This window comes from Aminobacterium thunnarium (assembly GCF_055390565.1).
Genome location: NZ_AP042412.1, coordinates 2,279,028 through 2,298,621, shown reverse-complemented (window position 1 = coordinate 2,298,621; position 19,594 = coordinate 2,279,028). Strand labels below are relative to the sequence as shown.

At 42.0% G+C, this 19,594-nt stretch carries 19 protein-coding genes; 8 read left to right on the top strand and 11 right to left on the bottom strand.

Annotated features, from left to right (window positions below; genetic code table 11):
- Positions 1 to 29: 29 nt before the first annotated feature.
- From ACZ5GY_RS11240 to tsaA, 4 genes are all read right to left on the bottom strand, one after another.
- A complete protein-coding gene (locus ACZ5GY_RS11240; RefSeq protein WP_464111875.1) occupies positions 30 to 983 on the bottom strand; it encodes a Bug family tripartite tricarboxylate transporter substrate binding protein in 954 nt (317 codons plus the stop codon).
- A gap of 61 nt (positions 984 to 1,044) precedes the next feature.
- Positions 1,045 to 1,428 (bottom strand): RidA family protein, encoded by a 384-nt coding sequence (locus ACZ5GY_RS11235; protein ID WP_213691584.1) that lies wholly within the window; start codon positions 1,426 to 1,428, stop codon positions 1,045 to 1,047.
- A gap of 19 nt (positions 1,429 to 1,447) precedes the next feature.
- Positions 1,448 to 2,125: a helix-turn-helix transcriptional regulator gene (locus ACZ5GY_RS11230; protein WP_464111874.1), complete on the bottom strand. Its 678-nt coding sequence runs from the start codon at positions 2,123 to 2,125 to the stop codon at positions 1,448 to 1,450.
- Positions 2,126 to 2,330: 205 nt separating this feature from the next.
- Positions 2,331 to 2,825: a tRNA (N6-threonylcarbamoyladenosine(37)-N6)-methyltransferase TrmO gene (gene tsaA / locus ACZ5GY_RS11225; RefSeq protein ID WP_213691586.1), complete on the bottom strand. Its 495-nt coding sequence runs from the start codon at positions 2,823 to 2,825 to the stop codon at positions 2,331 to 2,333.
- A gap of 92 nt (positions 2,826 to 2,917) precedes the next feature.
- Here tsaA and ACZ5GY_RS11220 point away from each other — a divergent pair, with 92 nt between their 5' ends.
- Positions 2,918 to 5,746, top strand: coding sequence for a UPF0182 family membrane protein (locus ACZ5GY_RS11220; protein WP_213701654.1), 2,829 nt, complete (start codon positions 2,918 to 2,920; stop codon positions 5,744 to 5,746).
- A 70-nt stretch (positions 5,747 to 5,816) separates the two neighbouring features.
- Here the strand turns inward: ACZ5GY_RS11220 and ACZ5GY_RS11215 are convergent, their stop codons facing one another.
- Positions 5,817 to 7,175: an alanine/glycine:cation symporter family protein gene (locus ACZ5GY_RS11215; RefSeq protein ID WP_213691588.1), complete on the bottom strand. Its 1,359-nt coding sequence runs from the start codon at positions 7,173 to 7,175 to the stop codon at positions 5,817 to 5,819.
- A 370-nt stretch (positions 7,176 to 7,545) separates the two neighbouring features.
- Here ACZ5GY_RS11215 and ACZ5GY_RS11210 point away from each other — a divergent pair, with 370 nt between their 5' ends.
- The 3 genes from ACZ5GY_RS11210 to ACZ5GY_RS11200 are packed head-to-tail and all read left to right on the top strand — an operon-like array spanning position 7,546 to position 9,469.
- Positions 7,546 to 8,583, top strand: coding sequence for an FAD:protein FMN transferase (locus ACZ5GY_RS11210; protein WP_213691589.1), 1,038 nt, complete (start codon positions 7,546 to 7,548; stop codon positions 8,581 to 8,583).
- Positions 8,567 to 8,944, top strand: coding sequence for a NusG domain II-containing protein (locus ACZ5GY_RS11205; RefSeq protein ID WP_213691590.1), 378 nt, complete (start codon positions 8,567 to 8,569; stop codon positions 8,942 to 8,944). The genes ACZ5GY_RS11210 and ACZ5GY_RS11205 overlap by 17 nt, the downstream gene beginning before the upstream one ends.
- A 15-nt stretch (positions 8,945 to 8,959) precedes the next feature.
- Entirely contained in the window at positions 8,960 to 9,469 is a 510-nt protein-coding gene (locus tag ACZ5GY_RS11200) for a Gx transporter family protein (protein WP_213701655.1), read from the top strand.
- Between the two features lie 37 nt (positions 9,470 to 9,506).
- Here the strand turns inward: ACZ5GY_RS11200 and ACZ5GY_RS11195 are convergent, their stop codons facing one another.
- Genes ACZ5GY_RS11195 through rsxC form a run of 6 tightly spaced genes read right to left on the bottom strand, consistent with a single transcriptional unit; the run spans position 9,507 to position 14,415 of the window.
- Positions 9,507 to 10,331, bottom strand: coding sequence for an RnfABCDGE type electron transport complex subunit B (locus ACZ5GY_RS11195; RefSeq protein WP_213691592.1), 825 nt, complete (start codon positions 10,329 to 10,331; stop codon positions 9,507 to 9,509).
- A gap of 12 nt (positions 10,332 to 10,343) precedes the next feature.
- Positions 10,344 to 10,922 (bottom strand): electron transport complex subunit RsxA, encoded by a 579-nt coding sequence (gene rsxA, locus ACZ5GY_RS11190; protein WP_213691593.1) that lies wholly within the window; start codon positions 10,920 to 10,922, stop codon positions 10,344 to 10,346.
- 24 nt (positions 10,923 to 10,946) lie between these two features.
- Positions 10,947 to 11,573, bottom strand: coding sequence for an electron transport complex subunit RsxE (gene rsxE, locus ACZ5GY_RS11185; protein ID WP_374047588.1), 627 nt, complete (start codon positions 11,571 to 11,573; stop codon positions 10,947 to 10,949).
- Between the two features lie 5 nt (positions 11,574 to 11,578).
- Entirely contained in the window at positions 11,579 to 12,148 is a 570-nt protein-coding gene (locus tag ACZ5GY_RS11180) for an RnfABCDGE type electron transport complex subunit G (RefSeq protein ID WP_213699719.1), read from the bottom strand.
- The gene (locus ACZ5GY_RS11175) at positions 12,149 to 13,084 is read right to left on the bottom strand and encodes an RnfABCDGE type electron transport complex subunit D (protein ID WP_213691596.1); all 936 of its coding nucleotides are present in this window, start codon (positions 13,082 to 13,084) and stop codon (positions 12,149 to 12,151) included. It lies immediately after the preceding gene.
- Positions 13,085 to 13,092: 8 nt separating this feature from the next.
- A complete protein-coding gene (gene rsxC, locus ACZ5GY_RS11170) occupies positions 13,093 to 14,415 on the bottom strand; it encodes an electron transport complex subunit RsxC (RefSeq protein WP_464111873.1) in 1,323 nt (440 codons plus the stop codon).
- A gap of 370 nt (positions 14,416 to 14,785) precedes the next feature.
- Here rsxC and ACZ5GY_RS11165 point away from each other — a divergent pair, with 370 nt between their 5' ends.
- From ACZ5GY_RS11165 to ACZ5GY_RS11150, 4 genes are all read left to right on the top strand, one after another.
- Positions 14,786 to 15,511 (top strand): transglycosylase SLT domain-containing protein, encoded by a 726-nt coding sequence (locus tag ACZ5GY_RS11165; protein ID WP_213691598.1) that lies wholly within the window; start codon positions 14,786 to 14,788, stop codon positions 15,509 to 15,511.
- 73 nt (positions 15,512 to 15,584) lie between these two features.
- Positions 15,585 to 16,778: a class I SAM-dependent rRNA methyltransferase gene (locus ACZ5GY_RS11160; protein WP_213691599.1), complete on the top strand. Its 1,194-nt coding sequence runs from the start codon at positions 15,585 to 15,587 to the stop codon at positions 16,776 to 16,778.
- A 310-nt stretch (positions 16,779 to 17,088) separates the two neighbouring features.
- Entirely contained in the window at positions 17,089 to 18,258 is a 1,170-nt protein-coding gene (locus tag ACZ5GY_RS11155) for a 2-isopropylmalate synthase (RefSeq protein WP_307879613.1), read from the top strand.
- 45 nt (positions 18,259 to 18,303) lie between these two features.
- Positions 18,304 to 19,593, top strand: coding sequence for a 3-isopropylmalate dehydratase large subunit (locus tag ACZ5GY_RS11150; protein WP_213699722.1), 1,290 nt, complete (start codon positions 18,304 to 18,306; stop codon positions 19,591 to 19,593).
- The last annotated feature ends 1 nt before the right edge of the window (position 19,594 follow it).

The following is a 19,594-nucleotide window of genomic DNA, read 5'->3' as shown; positions in this document are numbered from 1 at the left end:
CCCGAATTTTAATCGTTAAAATAAAATTACTATTGATTCAAAGTTGGAACTATTTTTTCGAGCTCAGTTGCAACTTCCTCTACATAAGATCCGAAATCAGGTGCATTTCTATAAACCAGTGGGTAACCAGCTTTAGCCATACGAGCTGCAAAATCCTCATCGTTTATTATTTTTCCGAAGAGTTCATCAAGTGCTTTGACGGTTTCATCTGAAGTTCCTTCTGGAACAGCTAATCCTCTAAAAGCACCCCATACAAGGTCAGTTCCTTCCTCTTTGAAGGTAGGAATAAAAGAAAAATCTTTTGGTCTCTCGTTTGTCATAACACCGAGGGCACGCATTGTTCCATCTTTAATGAAGCCGGATGCTTCTCCAAGAGCCATCATTCCCGCTTCTACGTGACCGCCCAAAAGCTGCTGTACTTGCATAGCTGCGCTTTCATTATGTACATATCCAAATTTAACGCCCAAACGATTCTCAAGAATGAGGCAAGCAATATGGTGAGAGGTAGAGTAGCCAGGAGTAGCAAGGCTAATTTCTTTTGTTTTAGCGGCTCCGATAAATTCTTCTAAAGTCTTATACGGAGAATTTTCTGGAACCATAACAATCTCAGGGTCAAAACAATACATTGCTATTGGTTTAAATGACTTATGTGTATATGTAGTTTTTTTAGTCATTGGATTGGTAACAACAGAGGATGTATAAGCCAAAATTGTGTATCCATCAGCTTTAGCCTTTGATACAAAAGTCTGGCCGATAACAGCACCGCCACCTGGCATATTTTCGACAACAATTTTTTTCCCATTCATATATTTGGGAGCAACTTCAGCCATTAAACGGCATGTAACATCTACTCCGCCGCCTGGAGCAAAAGGAACAATAATTTTAATGTTTTTCTGTGGAAATGTTTCTGCGGCAAAAGCAAAGGAACCAAAACAAAGAGTCACAAGTGCAACTAAAGCTAAACATGACATAAACTTTTTCATTGTACGTCCTCCCCTAATTTCCCTATTTATTTTTTTACATTATCAACAAAACTGAAAAATCTTATTTCCCGCAAAAAGCAATGAGCTCCATTTCTACTTGACCGCCCAAAGGCAACGCGGCAACCTGAACACAAGATCGTGCTGGCTTATCGTTCGGGAAATACTCTGCGTACACCGCATTTATAGCAGCGAAATCAGCCATATCGGTTACGAAAACAGTAGTTTTAACTACATCATTGAAAGAGAGGCCCGCTTCCTGAAGCACAGCGTTCAAATTTTTCATAATCTGATGGAATTGAGCTTGAATATCTCCTTCGATGATTTTCCCCACTGCAGGGTCAACTGGAAGTTGCCCTGAAGCAAAAAGATAATCTCCTGCTTGAATAGCTTGCGAATATGGTCCTACCGCCTTAGGAGCAGCTGATGATGCTATTACTTTCTTCATTCTTCTACATCTTCCTTCCTTATGATTTAGATTCTTCAGTTTGTCTTACATCTCGTAAATACGAATAAATCGTGTATTTAGTGTTACCCATTTCTTCCGCCAAAGTTTCTATTGAACCTTTGAGTAAGAAAAAACCTTCATCGTCAAGATATTTAATGACCTCAACTTTTTCTGTGCGACTCATTAAATAGCAAGGTTTAGAAAACCTTTGCCGAACTCTCTGCAAACTTTCTTCAATTAGTTCTTCTATATGACTTGGGAATATTTCTGATTTTGATTCGAAAGCACCACGTAACTCGTGGACCTTGAGAAGGGGAGCAATTATATCATTCATAATTAAAGCTTTTGACATATTAAAATTTAAACAAAGGAATCCAATAATGTCTTGATTTTCATCTCGGATAAAAATTGTTGTTGAGCGGAGTTTTTCACCACTTTGTGTTTTCGTTAAATAATTCGCAACGTAGTTGAAATCTCTTGAAATGGCTTTTTTAAAAATATATAGAGCAAAATCCGTTAAGGGAGCACCCTCTTTTCGTCCAGTTACATATCCATTCTCGATAGCTACAACCGAGTTTTCTGGATCTTTAGTACTTTGCAACACTACCTCATAATCAGGACCTAGCGTTTCTGCAAGAGCCTTTACTAAAGGGATATAAGAACGAAGGATTGGATGAATATCTTTTTCTTCAGGCATAAGATTTCATTCCTTCCGCAATATTTTCAATAGCTTTTTTCTTCCTGGATGTTTATAAGTATATGGATGTTTTTTCAATTCGTCAATATTTTGATGTTAATTAAACTTTTTGATATATAGTTAGTATGTAAAAAGCAAGGGGGGTAGCGTTGAACGCTACCCCCCTTGCTTTTAGTAACTCTTTTTTATAAAAAACTACATTATTCTATCCGCTAAAACGTTCGTCCGCCTTCACATTTTCTGGACTTACTGCCTGTTTTTCTAGCCAACCAGCACGGAATTGCCGGCCGAAAATATCAAACTCAGGCACAAAGGGTTTAATATCTAAAAGAGGCGTTCCATCAAGGATATCAATGTCTTCAACAGTCAACTTATTCCCTTTTATTGCCACTAACCGAACAACTGACAGGCCAATTTGGTTAGGCCTTCGCGGCGCGCGGGTTGCAAAAACGCCATGATATTCCGAATCCATAAAAGGCTTTACGGTTAAATCGAAACCTTCTGAAAGATGAAACCAATATAAAAGATAGATATGGGAGAAACCTTCAAGATCTTGAAGACCTTTTTCAAATTCAGGCAAGACTTCGACAGTGCCACGAATGCCCCTCGCCCCTACAGGCTGAATGGGCATTCCCTTTCTTTCTCGAAATGGCGACCGGATAGTACCGATACTCTGGAGTTTCAACTCCCCCACCATCATGCGCTCCCTCCAGTACCTTTTTAATATATTATAACGTACTCTTTACATAAAAACTTTTTTGACGGCGTGAAAAAGTCCGTTAAAATAGATTCATGACTAAATTCTATAAATTTCCAGAAGAAAAATGGTTTGGTAACAATGGAGAAAATGAAGAACCAACATCTCGCCGCGAGATAAAATTTCCAGTCTTTCCCAAAGGAAAGAAATTCCTCTGGATACTTGTAGCGTGTGTTGTTCTCGTTTTTTTGGCGTTTCCTTCTCTTGCTAACTTTTATATTGATTACCTTTGGTTTGATGCCCAAAACCAAACAGCTGTTTTTTGGACTATGCTCATTCCAAAGTGGATTTTATTTGGAGTTGCAACGCTTTTATCTTTCGTGTTGCTTTTCTTCAACTTCCGCATCGCCCGGCATAATACGCTGAAACTTCTTCCACCAGATTCACCATTTGGAAATATTCCACAAAAACTGACTTCAACGGCTGTCTTAATTGGCGCCGGAGCTTTTGCTCTGATAAATGGCGCATCAACACAAAAACATTGGGATATGATTTTACGATTTCTCAATAGCGCCCCCTTTGGAAACATCGACCCTATCTTCGGCAAAGATATCTCTTTTTATATATATCGTTTGCCCTTCTGGTCTTTTGCACAAGAGTGGGGATTGGGGATTCTTATTTTAAGTCTCATAGGTTCAGCAGCGCTCTATGCTTTTGTCATTGCACCTCTAGTGGCCGAACATCGCGGAGCTGTTCCTAAGGCTGTCTTTAAACATCTCTCTTTGCTTGTAGCAGCCATTGCGCTTCTATGGGCTGTTGGATTTTGGCTCGACCGTTTTAACCTTCTTTACTCTCCCCGGGGAGTTGCATTTGGAGCCAGTTACACTGATATTCATGCCGATTTGCTTGCTCTTAATTTAATGACGGGACTCACTCTTCTCGTCTCTGTGCTTCTTATTGTGGGAATATATAAAAGCACATGGAAATTTTCAGCTATAACCCTTGGTTTTTTAGTTTTAGCTTCAGTTATCTTACGAGGAATTTACCCCGGGATTATTCAAAAATATGTTGTAGAGCCCAATGAATTCGATAAAGAGCGTCCGTATATCGAACATAACATTGAAGCTACCTTGCAAGCCTATGATTTGAAGAAAGTTAAGACTGTCTCTATGCTTCCGGAATCTGAGGTTACGTGGGAAAAGTTAGAAATGAACAAGGGAACGATGCAGAATGTTCGTTTATGGGATTCCAGACCCCTTCTCAGAAGTTTTAAGCAGTTACAAGAAATCCGCTCATACTACGATTTCATTGACGTAGACATAGACCGCTATCGCTTTAATGGGCAGTATCGCCAAGTAATGATAGCTGCTCGTGAACTCGACCTCAAACGGCTACAAAATCCAACGTGGGTCAACCAACACGTAGAATTTACTCATGGATACGGGCTCGTTATGAATCCCGTTAATGAAGTAAGCTCCAGCGGACTTCCTATTCTGTGGATTGAGAACCTTCCTCCTCGAATTCATATTCCTGTAGAACTTGAGAGACCGCAAATTTACTATGGGGAAAAACCAGATTCCTACGTTTTCGTTAACACAACGGAGAAGGAATTCGATTATCCCATGGGTAATTCCAACGCACGAACAACATATGAAGGAACTGGTGGTGTTTCAATCGGTTCTTTCTTCAGAAGAATGCTTTTTGCAATGAAGTACGGCGACTCGAAAATTTTATTTACAACATTTTTCACCCCTGAAAGTCGCATTCTTCTGTACCGAAATGTTCAGCAACGATTACACAGGCTCGCTCCGTTCTTACTCTACGATTCAGATCCATATCTCGTTATTCATAATGGACGCCTTGTGTGGATTCAAGATGCCTATACAATTTCTGATCGGTATCCTTATTCCGAGCCTATTTCAGTCTCTGCCGGTAGCAGAAAGGGATACTTCAGAATTAATTACATTAGAAACAGCGTAAAAGCAACGGTAGATGCCTATGATGGAACTGTGCAGTTCTTCATTGCAGATAAAGCAGATCCGCTTATTCAGACATGGGATAAGATATTTCCGTCTCTTTTCAAGCCTATGGAAGAAATGTCTCCGAATTTAAGAGAGCATATCCGCTATCCGAAGGATATTTTTTCAGTACAAAGCGAGATTCTTAAAACCTACCATATGCTTGATCCTAATACTTTCTACAATAAGGAAGACGTATGGCAAACCTATAGGGGAAGCGAAGGCACAGAGCAATTAGCTGCCCACTACATGATAATGAAACTTGAGGATACTCATCCTGCAGAATTTGCACTCATTACGCCCTTTATGCCTATTGGGCGAGATAATATGATCGCCTGGATGGCAGGACGGTGTGATGGCGATTCTTATGGAGAAGTTCTTGTCTACACCTTCCCCAAACAAAAGTTAATCTACGGTCCAGCTCAGGTGGAAGCTCTGACAAACCAGCATCCTGAAATTTCCGCGCAGCTTTCACTCTGGAGTCAAAGGGGTTCTGACGTAATCAAAGGTAATATTATGGTTATCCCCATAGAAGATGCTGTTTTATACGTGCAGCCTCTTTACTTAAAGGCTGAAAATAGTGATCTTCCAGAGTTAAAGAGAGTTATCGTATCCACAGGAGGTCGGGTTGTTTGGGATGAACGACTCGACAATGCTCTGGAAAAGCTGCTGGGGAAACCAACAACACTGCCTTCGCTGCGAGTACCAACAACGCCTGAAGGGGAAAAAGAAGAAAAAAGCGTTATTCCATCTTATGATGGGAACATAAAAGAATTGGTACAACAAGCACAAGACGCGTGGAGCAAAGCACAAGAAGCTCTTCGTGAAGGGAATTGGAACCAGTACGGAGAGATGATGCAACGCGTAGAATCAATACTTCAGCATTTAGGAAATGTAACTCAATAACGCAATTAATGAGGAACGGGGCGGTTTAAAAACCGCCCCGTTTTTTGTGGGAAAGGGGAACTGATTGGCCCTACTTACTACTCTTCAGCATTCCGTCGTTATCATAGTCATCGAGAGCTTTCGATACGACTTTAGCCAGACCAAGAACAGCAATAAGGTTGGGGATAACCATTAAGCCGTTAAAGGTATCAGCAAGCTCCCAGACAAGATCTACTTTCATAGTTGATCCGATAACAATGAAAATCATGACGAGAATTCGGTAAGGAGTTAATCCCTTGATTCCAAACAAGTAACGGATATTCGCTTCTCCGAAGAAGTACCAACCGATGATAGTTGAGAAGGCAAAGAAAAGTAAGCAAATAGCTACAAAAGCATTTCCAAATCCTCCGAAGGCTTGAGTAAAACCAGCCTGAGTTAAAGCTATACCTGTCGTCTTCCCGTCAAGAACACCTGTAGTAAGAATGACAAAAGCAGTAATGTTAAGAACGATAAATGTATCGATAAACACGCCCATAATGGCAACTAATCCCTGTTGTGCAGGGTGATTTACCTTAGCAACAGCGTGAGCATGAGGCGTAGATCCCATACCAGCTTCATTGGAGAAGAGCCCACGCGCAACACCGTAACGAACTGCCTCTTTTACACCGACACCAATAATGCCCCCTGTTGCAGCTTTCGGGTTAAAAGCTCCATAAAAAATCATCTTTATGGCTGGAAGGATAGCATCGGCATTCATTACAAGAACAATAACACCGCCAATAAGATACATAAGAGCCATAATAGGAACAGCCTTCTCTGTAAAAGAAGCAATACGGCTGATTCCGCCAAAAAATATGAGTCCCGCTAAAATTGCAATTGCAATCCCTACATAGAGAGCAGGAAGGTTAAAAGCCGTCTGGAAAGCATCGCTTATAGAGTTTGACTGAACCATATTTCCGATAAAACCAAGAGCAATAATAATTGCAATAGCGAAGAAAACAGCTAATCCCTTACTTCCAAAACCTCGGCTAATGTAATAGGCAGGACCTCCAACAATCTGACCGTCAACATCTTTCTCTTTATATGTTTGAGCAAGAACAGCCTCTGAGAAGATAGTGCTCATGCCAAAGAAGGCACTAATCCACATCCAGAATATAGCCCCTGGTCCTCCAGAAGCAATGGCTGTGGCAGCTCCAGCAAGATTTCCCGTTCCAACTTGTGCAGCAATAGCTGTCGCCAAAGATTGAAAAGAGGACATTCCCTCTTTTCCAGCTCTTTCTCCGAAAAGAGTTAAACCACCAAAAGCATTTCTGCAAACAGCTCCAAATTTGCGTATCTGAACAAAATTAAGGCGAAAAGTAAAATAAATACCAGTTCCGCAAAGAAGGAAAATAAGAACGTAACTCCACAGAATATTATTGATACCTCTTACAACATCAATTACTTCCACGGCAACTACCTCCCTATGCGTATATTGTATAAAGAATGTAAACCTTTTCTAGACTTAGTGTATGCTATCACAATAACAAAGTCAACGAGAAAGGGAAAAGTTTAAATATAAAAATATGTTTATTTACATACAATTATATATAAATCAGTATGATTACTATTTATAATATAAATAATTACTAAAAGTAAGCTCTATAATGCCTTTTAATTAATTATTTTTCGAAAGAGATAACATTTATTTTAAAAAGTTATGTTTTGCTAGGAAGGTGATAGAGGGGCTTTTAGAAGTTTTTTGTTATGTGGTAGCCATATTCTTCTGATCCACGTACAATAAAGAGCACAAGAAATCAGAGACAATAGAGGTGCAGATTTTGAAAAAAGTTTTTTGGACAATCACTCTTGGCATAATGTTTTTACTTGCCATCTTTTTTACGAGGTCAGCCAATACTCCACGTTCTTTAGAACAAACAAGCTACGCTCTAGGTACCATTCTTCACTTTCAAATATGGGGAAAAGAAGCAAATCAAGCTCTCGAAAAGAGCTTGTCACGCATTCACGATATTGAAGGTCATATGTCGACACACGACACTAATTCAGATATTTATAATGTTAATATCTCCTCTGACTCACCATTTATATCTGTTCACGAAGATACGTTCTATGTTGTCGAAAAGGCCATTGATTATGCTTATAGAAGTTCTGGCACCTTCGATCCAACTATTGGTGGGTTAGTTGATCTTTGGGGTATTGGAACGCCGGAAGAGCGTCTTCCTTCAGAAGAGGAGATTGCTCACGCTGTTTCCCTTATAAACTATAAAGAGGTTCAGCTAGATAAAAAAAATATGAGCATTCGTCTTCCACGTTCCGGACAACACCTTGATTTAGGAGGAATCGCCAAGGGGTATGCAGCAGACGAGGTTGTTGCTATTCTTAAAAAAGAAGGCATAAAAAGCGCTTTGATCGATTTAGGAGGAAATATTTTTGTTTTGGGAAGAAAACCTGATGGTTCTCTATGGAATGTAGGGGTACAAAATCCTTTGGAACCTCGGGGATCATATTTGGGAATTTTACATGTTTCTGACCTCTCAGTGGTAACATCTGGAAATTACGAGCGTTTTTTTGAAAAGGATGGGAAGCGATATCACCACATTTTCGATCCGCGAAAGGGGTACCCGGCAGAAACAGATTTGCTTAGCGTTACAGTTATTTCTAAAAAATCTATAGATGGAGATGCTCTCTCTACTGCCCTCTTTGTATTAGGCAGGGAAAAGGGTTTGAAGTTAGTTCAATCTTTTGAAGACATTGAAGCCATTATGGTGACCAAAGAGAAAAAAGTATACGGGACACCTGGCATAGAGAAAATTTTTACACTTACGAATAAGGATTTTACTTATGAAAAAGGGCAATAAAATTATCTTAGGAACTGTCTTTCTTCTTACAATTCTAAGTTTTCTAGGGTCCCTACTCTATAAAAACCACATGGAGAAAAGGGATGTACATGCTGTTATAGAGCGTAACGGGCATATTCTTCGCGAAATAGATCTTAAGAACGCTTCTTCAGAAGAATGGGATGTCGAAAACGGAACGCAACGAAGCGTTATACAAATCGAGCCCGGAAAGATTCGATTTAAGGAAGCCAACTGTCCTCATCAACAATGTGTCAAAACGGGATGGATATCGACACCTGGGGAGACAGCGGTCTGCTTGCCTTTTAAATTAAGCATCACTATAACAGGCCAAAGCAATGGGCCTGATGCAGTGTCTCAATAAATCGAGGAGGTTTTTATGCAAAAAGCGAAATTAAAAACCATGATTGTTATAGGGCTTCTTGTTGGCCTCGCTCTTTCTATTCATGTTGCAGAGGCACAGATTCCCATGATTTTTCCGGGAGTCAAGCTGGGGCTTGCCAATATAATTACTCTTATTGCCTTGCAGCTGTATGGATGGAAAGAAGCATTAATGGTTACGCTGCTCCGCATAGGGTTGGGAGCCTTTTTCAGCGGGAATGCCATCTCTTTTCTTTGTAGCTTTACTGGAGGTCTTCTGAGTTGCTTGCTCATGATTGAGCTAGATCGTCATTTTAGAGAATCTCTTACATTACCATATATCAGCATTGCAGGTGCTGTTACCCATAACATCGGGCAAATTATTGTCATAATGTTTATTATTCAAAATGTGCATATTCTTCTTTACTTGCCCGTTCTTCTTGTTTCAGGAACAATTACGGGTTACTGCACGGGATTTATTGCTTTGCTCCTTACAAACCGAATAAAAAAAATCCCGGGAATTTTTTAACACCCCCGGGATTTATTTTTTTATATAGATAAAATGCTTAGCCTGCCATCTGTTTCGCTTTCTCATTAACAGGAACACTAATTGCTCCTACCGGGCACTTCATGGCACAAACCTGACATCCTGTGCATAGATCCGGATTTATTACTGGCAAATTGTCTTTCATTGTAATGGCCTGAGAAGGGCACATCTTGGCACAAAGTCCACAACCGATACACCCTGCCTCGCAGACGTTTTTAACGCCAACACCTTTCTGTGTCGAATTACACATAACGCGAATGTCCTGGGTAGCCGGAATCAAAGTAATGACATTTCTGGGACAAACCGATGCGCACGCGCCACATCCTGTGCAAAGTCTTTCATCGACTTTAGCGACTCCATTTTCCATGTATATGGCATCAAAAGCACAAGCAGCAACACAACTTCCAAAACCTAAACAACCATTCTTACACGCCTTTGTTCCTCCACCGGGAACAATTGTTGCTTTTCTACAATCCAATACTCCTTCGTAAAGAGAGATTTCTTTCGCCTTTTCCTTAGATCCTGCACACTTTACAAAGGCAACCTTCCGTACAAAATGCCCTACTTCAACACCAAGAATAGCAGCTATTTTCTGAGCAACTTCAGCCCCTCCAGCAGTACACTTTGCAGGACTCGCTTCTCCGGAAACAACGGCTGATGCATATGCGTCACATCCGGCGTAACCGCAACCACCACAGTTAGCCCCTGGCAGAGCCTCTCGAATCTTCGCTACTCGCGGGTCAATTTTCACGGCAAATTTTTTAGCTGCAAACCCCAAAAGCAAGCCGAAGAACAAACCTAAACCACCGAGGCTTAACGCAGGATAGACAAGTGATTCAACCATTTCCATTCCCTCCTACGAAATCAATCCACTAAAGCCTAAAAACGCTATCGACATTAAGGCTGCTGTAATAAGACTGATGGGCAATCCCTGCAGCGCTTTTGGCATATTTGTATTCTCCTGAAGCCTTTCTCGCAATCCCGCCATAAGAACGATAGCAAGCAAAAAGCCCAAAGAAGCGCCAAGAGAGTGAACTATCGCCTGAAGCAGGGTGTAATTTTCATTCATATTGATAACGGCAACACCTAAAACAGCACAGTTTGTCGTAATGAGAGGAAGGTAAATACCAAGGGCCCAATAGAGAGATTCCCACTTCTTTCGAACCACCATCTCTACGAACTGAACTAAAGCTGCTATAACCAAAATAAAGGCCAGTGTAGAAAGATATGTTATGTCAAGTGGAACAAGCACCAAGTTATATACCAGCCATGTCATAATAGAAGAAAGAAATATAACAAAGACTACGGCAAGTCCCATTCCTACAGCTGTGCCGACTTTGCTCGAAACTCCAAGGAAAGGACAGATACCCAAAAACCTTGAGAGAACGATATTATGCACTAAAAGAGCATCAATAAATATGGCAAAAAAGCTCATCACAAGTCTCCTTTTTAAAACACTTTATGCATCGGCATAACGGCTTATTCTCTCGTTTTCTTTCTTTCTTTTCATGTTAATGAAATTAATAAGAGCCATAAGCATACCGAGAGTCAAAAAGCCGCCAGGAGCCAATATCATGATGAGGGCTGGATTATAGGTTGCAGGAAGAAGAGACATGCCAAAAACAGTTCCTGTACCCAAGAGCTCTCTAATAGACCCCAAAACTACCAACGCAAGGGTAAAACCCAAGCCCATACCAATTGCATCGAAAAGAGAAGGTAGAACGCTGTTTTTAGAAGCATAGGCCTCTGCACGACCCAATATAATGCAATTAACGACGATCAAAGGAATAAATATTCCCAACGCCTTGTTGAGGGCAGGAAGAAAGGCCTGCATAAAAAATTGAATTAAAGTCACAAAAGTGGCGATGATAATGATGAACGCCGGTATTCTGATTTCATCGGGAATAAGTCGCTTCAATGCTGAAATAACAACATTCGACCCCATCAGAACTACTGTGGCAGCGAGCCCCATGCCCAGACCGTTTTCAGCACTTGTCGTTACGGCAAGAGTAGGGCACATACCAATAACTTGCACAAAAGTAGGGTTGTTTTTTATAATTCCATTTTTGAGTCTCTCTATGATCATACCCACTATGCTCCTTCTCCTTTCAGACTGGAGTGGAAAAAGCGCAAGGCCTGATTGACTCCATCTGTTACGGCCCTGGATGTAATAGTGGCACCAGTCATTGCCTGTATTTCATTTTCATTTGAAGTCTCTCCCTTTACAACAGAGAGAGCATCAACATGGCGATCGGAAAACTGATTTGAAAAGGCAGGTTTCCCCGCTTCTGCACCCAAACCCGGAGTTTCGCTATGAGAAAGAATCTGAATACCCCGTAACGTTCCATCTATTGAGATACCCACCATCATTTCAATAACTCCGCCATATCCTTTAGGGGCAACTTTGATATTGTATCCAACAATGTTTCCATTGTTATATCCTTCGTTAACTTCGCGAATAATGCCGCTGGAAGTAAGATCCGCATTCAACAATTTAAATTCCTGCGCTACAGGAAGAGTTGCTTTCATAGCTTCAATCTTCTCTTTTTCAAGAAGACGGGCAATAGGTTCCTCGGTAACAGCATGAACCCAGCCAAGAAGAAGTCCCGCTACCGCCGTTATGAGAAAGAGAGTGGCTCCAAGCTTGTAAATTTTCTTCACCTATCTCACCTCTCCGAAAATCCGCGGAACTGTTACTCTATCAATAAGCGGAACAAAAAGATTCATAATAAGAATGGAGTACGATACGCCTTCCGCGTACCCTCCATATAAACGTATCAATGTTGTTAAAACCCCACACCCTAAAGCAAAGATGACTTGTCCCTGTTTAGTCATAGGTGACGTCGTATAATCGGTAGCCATAAAAAAGGCACCCAACATAAGTCCGCCAAGAAAAATTTCGTACAATGGATTTGCAGACATAAAACCATCGCGTCCCAAAATGGCTGTAAGAACAAATACAGTAGCAATATAGACTACGGGAATATGCCAGCTTATTACCTTTCTGAAGAGAAGATAGGCGCCTCCCAAAAGCAGGGCCAAAGCCGATGTTTCCCCTATGCATCCTCCAACATGGCCGATAAAAACATCGGTCAAAGAGGGAAGAGATGACAGCGTCCCCTCTTTTAGAAGAGCAAGAGGCGTAGCCGTAGAAACCCCATCAATGGTCCACGTTGTCATAGAAACTGGCCATGACGCCAAAAGAACAGCCCGAGCAGCAAGAGCTGGGTTCACTATATTCTGTCCAATTCCTCCAAAAAACTGCTTCACCACTATTATGGCAAAGACTCCCCCAACAGCCGCAAGCCAAAGGGGCACTGTAGGAGGAAGGTTAAAAGCTAAAAGCAAGCCGGTAACAACTGCACTAAGATCTTTTATCGTCGACGTACGGTTCATAGCTTTTTGGCAAAGAGCCTCAGAAAGAACACAAGAAAGAACGCATACAGCAACAACCATTACCGCCTGAAGACCAAAAAAATAAAAGGCCGCTATCATAGCAGGCACAAGAGCGATAAGCACATCTCCCATAACTGTCTGTACAGTTGTGTGCGAGCGGAGATGGGGAGATGATGATACAATCAATTTCTTTTCAGACATCCTTTACGTTACCCCTTTCTCTTCATCGCTGCGATGACGGATCGTTTCGCCTCTCGGCACGATTGCACCAAATGCCTCTTAGAGGGGCACATAAAAGAGCATGATCCACACTCTATACAGTTCATTCCGCCATTTTCCTTAAATCCCATGTAATCATTCTTGAGAGAGAGAGCATTGAGTTTAAAGGGAAGAAGCCCCATGGGACAAGCTTCTACACATCGTCCACAACGAATACATGGATATTCATCATACAGATGAACAGCTTTATCAGAGAGAGCAATAATGCCAGACGTACCCTTAATAACTGGAACATCAAGGCTATTTACCGACATGCCCATCATAGGGCCACCGGCTAAGACCTTAACGGGCGGAGTTACAAAACCACCTGCAGCCTCTATAAGTTCACGGAAAGATGTTCCTAAACGTACTTTCATATTTTTAGGTGTAGCAACTGCATCTCCTGAAACCGTTACGATTCGAGAAAGAGAGGTTCTCCCTGTTACAACGGCATTACGGATCTCGTAGACAGTGTACGCATTGCTGACCACACACCCCGCATCAGCAGGAAGTTTCCCAGAGGGAACTTCTCGCCCTGTAACCGCAAATATGAGCTGTTTCTCTCCACCTTGGGGATATTTGGTCTTCAGAACATTCACCGTTACATTTTCTATGCCCTGAACAGCCTTTTTCATCTTCTCTATAGCCAGTGGCTTGTTATCTTCTATTGCTATATGAAGATGAGCTTTCGGGAAAATCTGAAGTAAGATCTTGGCTCCCTCTGCAATAGCCTCTGCTTCCTCAAGCATAAGACGATAGTCAGAAGTGAGATATGGTTCACACTCGGCTGCATTCACAATAACATGATCAATAACACATTCGGCAGGCGGTGTAAGCTTAATACAGGCAGGGAAACAAGCGCCTCCCATACCGACAATACCAGCATCACGTATGATATCTCGCAACTCCGAAGCCGTTAAATTCCCAAAAGACCGACAGTTCAACGGCTCTATCTCTTCGTAAAGACCGTCATTCTCAACAATAACTGAGAGCATATCAATTCCAGAAGGAGTAGGCATAGCCGTTACGTTTTTAACAGTTCCAGAAACACTGGCGTAAATAGCTGCTGATACGGGCCCCTGCGGCTCTCCTATTTTTTGCCCAACGAGAACTCTGTCTCCTTTTTTCACAGCAGGAACACACGGAGCTCCTATATGTTGCCCCATAGGGTAGACAAGGTCTCCCTTTGGTAATACTATTTCTACCGGTTGATCCGATGTCCAATGTTTGTTATCGGGAGGATGGACCCCACCTCTAAATGTTAAAAGCTTCATTGTAAGTACTGCCTCCTAATACCCTTTCATCTGCAAAATGCTACGTGCTCGCACAAAGTGTATAAATTATACTACATACGTTATACTTTTATAATTTGTACTTTTTTTCTTTAAAGTCTGGTTTTCCCCTCTAGACTTTGTTCTTTTTTTCTCTATATATTTTACACCATTTGACCGTTTTTTTCAGACTAATTTTAGTATTCTCCCAAAACAAAACTCTTTATTTTTACGATAATCTATTTTCTTTTCTTAATAAAGCGCTACAAAAGTTGCACATCTCTTCCCTATCGATATAATTTCTTATTGCCTTTCATAGCTAGTCTGTGAAAGGCTTTTAATTTTTTCTGCACTTTGAAAGGAGGGAAACAGTATGAGGAAAGGTATTCGACGTAGTATCCTCACTGTTTTACTACTCTCCATGGCCGGGCTATTAGCCTTTACTGCAGGAAGTCGCTATATTCATGCCTCTCCACGAAACAGGAGAGGAACGATACAGTCTCAGAAAATTCAACTTCACGATTGGAGTTCAGAGCCTGTTGTCGCTTCGTTTTACCAGATAGGTCGTTTTGTAACGAATCGTTTTTCAGATGTTACATTAACGTATACAAATCCACTTTTTACCCTTTCAGAAACCATTCAGGATTCTGTAGAAACAATGAGCATGCTTACCCGTTTCATTCAGAAACAAAATCCGGCCATTTCGAGAGATATTGCAGCACGACAAGCCGCTGCCTTTTTGAGGTATTCCATCAAATATGGAGCTCCTCTTGATCTTGTAGTAGCGGTAGCAAATACGGAAAGTCATTTCAATCCCAACGCGCGAAGTTCCCACGGTGCTGCTGGTGTTATGCAAGTCACATGGAGAGTTCATGAGAATTTATTGCGGGCCAATGGCATTCGCAGTGAAGAGGAACTCTACACGCCTGAAAAGGGGATCGCTGCTGGCTGTCTTTTGATTTCAAGATATCTGAGAGCCTATGGATCACCAGAAAAAGCTTTGGGACGTTATTATGGCGGCCCGTCTTCTGTTTATTGGGCAAGAGTTTCTAGAAATTTATCGAAACTTCAACGGTATCGCCCAGGAAATCGTCTATAATTTAAAATGTAAAAAACGTAAAGATTTAGCGGGGGTTATCATCTGATACCCCCGCTTAAGTTGGTGAATATGTATGAGTAAAATTAAAGGCGCTATTCTTAATCGCAAAGGCCTTGACCGTCTGCACAAAAGACACCCATGGATTTTTAAAGGTCATCTTGCAACTTTTCCACAAGCCGAACCTGGCGATTTTATTTCTCTTTATAATAACCGCGGGAAAATTGAAGGATGGGGGTTCTGGGGGGCTGGAGCACTTTGTATTCGCGTTCTTTCTTTTGACACAGAGAAACCAGAACTTCACGCATTGCTTCGAGAACGCTTGGTCACGAGTCTCGCATCTAGAAAACGCTGGCTTCCTCAAGCTAGTGCTTTCCGTCTTGTTCACAGTGAATCTGATGGTTTACCGGGCTTAATTATAGATATATACGGTTCGGTAGCCTGCATGCAACTTCTATCTGCAGGATGGTATAGAAATCGAGAGATGATCATCGGCACGCTTCTTGAACTTCTTCCCCTTAACGCTATTGTGCTTCGCAATGATGTTCGTTATCTGGAACAAGAAGGTATTCCACGCGAAAATCGGCTTCTATGGGGAACTTTACCTGAAGGGGATAGCGTTGATATTCCTTTTTATGAAATGCAAGAACGCGTCTACCCCCTTGCTGGCCAAAAGACAGGAATATATCTTGATGTTCGAAACCTGCCTAACCTTTTTAAAGAAGTTTGCCCTCGTGCTGATGTTCTTGATTGCTTTTCCTTTCAGGGGCACTTTGGGCTACACGCTCTCCACTGGGGAGCCCGCTCCATAACAGCTATTGAGCAATCGCAAGAAGCTTTATCTGTTTACGAAGAAAATATCTCTTTAAACGGACTTTCTTCTGAAAACGTTCATTTCCATCATGGAAACGCTTTCGATGAACTGCGAGCGCTGGAAGCGGAAAAAAAGACGTTTGACATAATTATTATGGATCCGCCGCCCTTTTCTCCAGGGAAAGCACAGATAGAATCTGCCAGACGAGGCTATAAAGAGTTAGCCCTTCGGGCCTATCGGCTTCTCCGTTCTGAAGGAATTCTTTTGTATCTTTGCTGTAGTCATGCTTTTAGTCGGCAAATGCTTATAGATGTGCTTAGTGATGCCGCTTTTGACACTAAAAGTACTTTTCGGATTGTTCGTGAAGGGCATCAACCTGAAGATCATCCTATCGCTCTTGAAATTCCCGAAACTAACTATCTCAAGGGGCTTCTTATACAAAAGACAAGTAAATAAACTCGAAAGAATTTGGAAATTCTGAATTCGTATATTGACAAGACGGGGTAGTTATTCATAAAATAACCCCATTCTTATTTTGAACGAAATTAAAAAAGGAGGAGACTTTACCGTGAAAATAGGTTACATGAATAACTTAACTGCCATTTCTTCTTTGTCTCTCCTCCTCCTCGGTTGCTGGTTCCTGTCTGGAACGCCAGCAGCCTTGTAGCTGTTTTCTGGCAAACTCAGGCCGGGACCTCTGAAAAAGGGGTCCCGGCTTTTTTTTATGCTTTTTTACTTCTACAGAAAAAAGAAGGGAGAGAGAACAATGGACACCAATGAAACGATTCGCATTTTCGACACTACTCTCAGAGATGGAGAACAGGCAGCTGGAATCAATCTCAATAAAGAAGAAAAACTTCAGATAGCAACTCAACTTGCAAAAATGAAGGTTGATATTATTGAAGCTGGATTTCCTGCAGCCTCTCACGGAGATTTTGAAGCTGTAAAACGTATCGCTGATAACGTTTCCGGAACAACGATAGCTGGCCTTGCCAGAACAAAACGTCACGATATCGGTACCGCTTATGAAGCTTTAAAAAGCGCAGCCCATCCGATGATTCACACGTTTATTGCAACAAGTCCTATTCATATGGAGTACAAGCTCAAAATGACTCCCCAGGAGGTACTTGCTGAAGTAGAAAAAGGAGTAACCTTTGCAAGAAGTCTCGTGGAGAGTGTCGAATTTTCTGCAGAAGATGCAAGTCGTTCAGATCCATCCTTCTTAGCTGAAGTCTTTCGTACCGCTGCTCGGTGCGGAGCAACCACTTTAAACATTCCAGATACAGTAGGATACGCTGTACCCCATGAATTTGCAGGGTTCATTAAAACTGTTATCAAGGCATCAGGGCTAAACAATGTAACGTGGTCTGTTCATTGTCACAACGATCTTGGATTGGCAGTAGCAAATTCTCTCTCAGCTATACGTGCCGGTGCCAGACAGGTTGAATGCACAATAAACGGTATTGGAGAACGAGCTGGCAATACGTCTCTTGAAGAAGTTGTTATGGCCCTCAAAACGAGAAAAGACTGCTTTCAATACGAAACAAATCTCGATACGACTTGTCTTTATACGTTGAGTTCACTTGTCTCTCGAATGACGGGGTTTGCGGTTCCTCCCAATAAAGCCATTGTAGGCGCTAACGCCTTTGCCCATGAAGCGGGAATTCATCAACATGGCGTTCTTTGTAATAAAGCCACCTATGAAATTATGAACCCCGAGGATGTAGGAGCCCCTGGAAGCCGACTTGTTTTGGGGAAACACTCTGGGAAGCATGCTTTCAGAAAACAAATAGAAGAGCTGGGTTTCTCTATTTCAGAAGACCGCCTTACCGAAACAATGACCCTTTTCAAAGAACTCTGCGATCGTAAAGAAATTGTAACGTCAGACGATCTGGAGGCAATGATTACGAGCAATCTTTTGGCAAGGGCCCAGTAGACGCTTCATATCTGGTTACCCCAAAAATTAAAGGAGTGTGTCTCTATGGCAAGAACGTTGGTTAGCTCTATTATCGCAGCACATAGTAAGGAATCCGCCAGGGAAGGAGAGATCTGCAAGGTTCGCGTAGACTTTGCTTTTGCTAATGATATTACTACGCCTCCTGCCGTAAACTCTTTTCGCAAAATGGGAGCACGGCACGTCTTTGATCCTCAAAGATGTGCCGTGTTACCCGATCACTTTACACCAAATCGCGACATTGCATCAGCAGAACAGACCAAAAGGGGAAAAGAATTTGCAAAATCACAGAATATGCTCTACTGGGAAGTAGGACGAGTAGGAATAGAACACGCATTTCTTCCTGAACAAGGATATATTCTCCCTGGAGATATTGTAACTGGCGCGGATAGTCATACGTGCACCGGTGGAGCTTTGGGAGCCCTTTCAACCGGAATGGGAAGTTCGGATCTTGCAGCCGTATGGGCGTTGGGCGAAACATGGTTGAAAGTTCCTCAGACATTAAGAGTTGACTTTGTAGGGGAAAGACCGGGCTGGATCACCGGGAAAGATATGATTCTCTCTCTCTTAGGCCAAATAGGCGTTCAGGGAGCCCGTTACATGGCACTTGAATTCGGAGGGGAAGCCGTTGAAAATCTTCCCATGGACGATCGTTTCACCATCTCAAATATGGCTGTTGAGGCAGGAGCAAAGGTCGGCATCTTTGTTCCTGATGAAATGACACTTGAATACGCCTCGAAACGGGCCAAGCGAACCTTTATTCCCATATATCCCGATATAAACGCCGCCTATACTCGCAGAGAAACTATTGATGTAACTCACATGGAGCCAGTCGTTGCCCTTCCCCACTCTCCTGATAATGTAACCTCGGTTTCATCGTGCCATCCTCTCGATATTCATCAGGTTTTCATTGGATCTTGCACAAATGGGAGGTTCAGAGATATAGAGATTGCAGCTCTTCTCATGAAGGGGAAAAAGGTAGCAGAGAATCTTCGATGCATTGTCATCCCCGCATCATATGAAGTTTATAATCGCGCTCTTGAAAAGGGATACATTCAAATTTTCGCCAATGCGGGAGCCGTTGTCTGTACGCCTACATGCGGACCATGCCTTGGGGGCCATATGGGAATTCTGGCAGCGGGAGAACGGTGCGTTTCTACAAGCAATCGAAACTTTGTAGGTCGAATGGGGCATTCCCAAAGTGAGCTTATACTGGCCAGTCCGTTAGTGGCTGCTGCAAGTGCCATTACGGGAAAACTTACAGATCCGAGAAACGTAGCGTCTCATGAATTTTTCACAACACTGGAGGGGAAATAGT

What these genes read in the sequence shown, in the direction of transcription:
- ACZ5GY_RS11205 (WP_213691590.1), top strand. Translation starts at nt 8,567, where the DNA reads ATGAAAAAGGGCAATAAAATTATCTTAGGAACTGTCTTTCTTCTTACA.
- ACZ5GY_RS11150 (WP_213699722.1), top strand. Translation starts at nt 18,304, where the DNA reads ATGGCAAGAACGTTGGTTAGCTCTATTATCGCAGCACATAGTAAGGAA.
- ACZ5GY_RS11240 (WP_464111875.1), bottom strand. Translation starts at nt 983, where the DNA reads ATGAAAAAGTTTATGTCATGTTTAGCTTTAGTTGCACTTGTGACTCTT.
- ACZ5GY_RS11230 (WP_464111874.1), bottom strand. Translation starts at nt 2,125, where the DNA reads ATGCCTGAAGAAAAAGATATTCATCCAATCCTTCGTTCTTATATCCCT.
- rsxE (WP_374047588.1), bottom strand. Translation starts at nt 11,573, where the DNA reads ATGATCATAGAGAGACTCAAAAATGGAATTATAAAAAACAACCCTACT.
- ACZ5GY_RS11165 (WP_213691598.1), top strand. Translation starts at nt 14,786, where the DNA reads ATGAGGAAAGGTATTCGACGTAGTATCCTCACTGTTTTACTACTCTCC.
- ACZ5GY_RS11220 (WP_213701654.1), top strand. Translation starts at nt 2,918, where the DNA reads ATGACTAAATTCTATAAATTTCCAGAAGAAAAATGGTTTGGTAACAAT.
- ACZ5GY_RS11195 (WP_213691592.1), bottom strand. Translation starts at nt 10,331, where the DNA reads ATGGTTGAATCACTTGTCTATCCTGCGTTAAGCCTCGGTGGTTTAGGT.
- ACZ5GY_RS11175 (WP_213691596.1), bottom strand. Translation starts at nt 13,084, where the DNA reads ATGTCTGAAAAGAAATTGATTGTATCATCATCTCCCCATCTCCGCTCG.
- tsaA (WP_213691586.1), bottom strand. Translation starts at nt 2,825, where the DNA reads ATGATGGTGGGGGAGTTGAAACTCCAGAGTATCGGTACTATCCGGTCG.
- ACZ5GY_RS11155 (WP_307879613.1), top strand. Translation starts at nt 17,089, where the DNA reads ATGGACACCAATGAAACGATTCGCATTTTCGACACTACTCTCAGAGAT.
- ACZ5GY_RS11200 (WP_213701655.1), top strand. Translation starts at nt 8,960, where the DNA reads ATGCAAAAAGCGAAATTAAAAACCATGATTGTTATAGGGCTTCTTGTT.
- rsxC (WP_464111873.1), bottom strand. Translation starts at nt 14,415, where the DNA reads ATGAAGCTTTTAACATTTAGAGGTGGGGTCCATCCTCCCGATAACAAA.
- rsxA (WP_213691593.1), bottom strand. Translation starts at nt 10,922, where the DNA reads ATGAGCTTTTTTGCCATATTTATTGATGCTCTTTTAGTGCATAATATC.
- ACZ5GY_RS11160 (WP_213691599.1), top strand. Translation starts at nt 15,585, where the DNA reads ATGAGTAAAATTAAAGGCGCTATTCTTAATCGCAAAGGCCTTGACCGT.
- ACZ5GY_RS11235 (WP_213691584.1), bottom strand. Translation starts at nt 1,428, where the DNA reads ATGAAGAAAGTAATAGCATCATCAGCTGCTCCTAAGGCGGTAGGACCA.